Annotated in this window: 1 protein-coding gene; it reads right to left on the bottom strand. The window is 61.4% G+C overall.

Annotation, left to right across the window (positions count from 1 at the left end; all coding sequences use genetic code 11):
- Positions 1 to 1760: hypothetical protein (locus SALPAC3_RS28395; protein ID WP_198290350.1), on the bottom strand; the 1760-nt coding region annotated here is incomplete at both ends.

The following is a 1760-nucleotide window of genomic DNA, read 5'->3' as shown; positions in this document are numbered from 1 at the left end:
TCGGTGGTGGGTTCTGGGTTGGCGTTGATGCCGAACAGGGGTGGTGTGCCGGTGGCGACGTCGTTGACGGCGTCCCAACCCTCGTCGTCCAGAGAATGAGGGGTGTAAAGCTGCCACGATTCGCTATCGGTGGTGCGCAGTCCTCCTTCGACTCCGGTCGCTCCAATATTGATGACCGTTTTGGGGGCCAGAACGTCACCGTCATGGGCGTGGGCGAGCTGATGTGCGAAACCACCGGTGAGAGCACCGGTCTCGCAAGAGACCAGGACGATGGGTGCGCCGGGCCGGCCAATGACTTGGGCGAGGCCGTCCGGGCCCAGCGCGACGGTGGTGGTGGAGCCGTCCGGGTTGCGGACCGGGGCGTGCACGACGTCACCGACGCCGTGCACGATGACCGCGGTCGCGGGGTCTCCCTTGACATCCTGCGCGGCGGCATATGTGTCCGGCGGCAGGAGAGTTCGGGTGCTGACCCTGTTCCAGTCACCGTCGTCAAGCAACGCGATACCAGGCCGGTCACCCGTCAACGGCCGGATGACCAGCGGCTTGCCAGACGCACGCAGAACCCCGTCCGCACCCCTGACAACCGTGGCGAGGGGCACGACCGACGAACTCTCCTTGCGATGAAGGTCCGGGGGCGAGATCTGCGGTAAGGCGCTCTCCTGTGCTGCGACGTTTCTGGTAGCGGGCATGCCGGAAACGGTCGGAATCTGCGCGACAGGGACGCCATTCGCTTTCGGGTTTGGTTCAGTGCCGAGGCGTATGCCGCCGGTGGCGGGTTGGGTGTTCCGCAGGACGCTGACAATGTCGTCAATAGAACGGCCGCCTTGGAACAGTTGGTCCATGTCGGGAGCGATGACGGGTTGGAAGCCGTTGTCGAGCAGTAGTTTGGGGAGGATAACGTGGACGTTGAGGCGACGATTACCATCTTCGAAGGGGTGGGTGATATGCAGTTTACGAATGGTGCGGGCGATCGCGGCGAGGGTCTCATCGGGGGTCGTCGCGTTCTGTCGTTCGTGACGGTATTGGTCGAAAATGGTGTTGACTAGGGCGGGTGCGTCGGTGCGGGAGTAGTTGGTAGTGATAGTACGGGGCATGGTGGTGGCGCTGATGCCACCGCGTCCCATGATGGTGCTGGTGAAGGTGACTGGTTTGGGGCCGCCACGTTGCCGGAGAGCTTCGTGGAAGTCTTTGATGAGAGGGCGTTCGCCGATACGTTCGGCGAGGACGTCGGAGCTGATATCCGGGTTACGAACAGGGAACGATGTGGGTTTAATGACTCCTTGTCGTGTGGTGCCGCCAGTCCAGTCGAACTGCCTATTGAGATGCCGAGTGACTGTTTCGTGTATTTGTTTGTAGGTATCAGCGTTAAGGGTATTGCTATTAATGCCAGGATTATTGAGGAACTGTTCGTAGGCTTCGGTCATACCTCTCTGAAAGCCCGGCGATTGATCGTTATCATAGTAGGAGCCTGGATCATCCGGGTACGCGGCCTGCGCTGCGGCATGGTGCCTTGGATCGAGATATAGCCGCCACCACTGATCACGAGGTACAACATCAGCAAGTAGGGCAGACGCTGACCCGGGAACCAACGCCTGACTGCCCCCTAGGCCGATACCCCCATCCTCGGACTTCGTCGGGTTGGTGGTCGAACTTGTCTCGGTGGTCGTGTGGGGATCGGTGGTGGGTTCTGGGTTGGCGTTGATGCCGAACAGGGGTGGTGTGCCGGTGGCGACGTCGTTGACGGCGTCCCAACCCTCGTC

Origin of the sequence: Salinispora pacifica DSM 45544, from assembly GCF_000378845.1 — a bacterium.
Lineage (GTDB): Bacteria > Actinomycetota > Actinomycetes > Mycobacteriales > Micromonosporaceae > Micromonospora > Micromonospora pacifica.
Note: the sequence above shows the minus strand (reverse complement) of the source record. Positions and strands in the feature narration are given on the sequence as shown.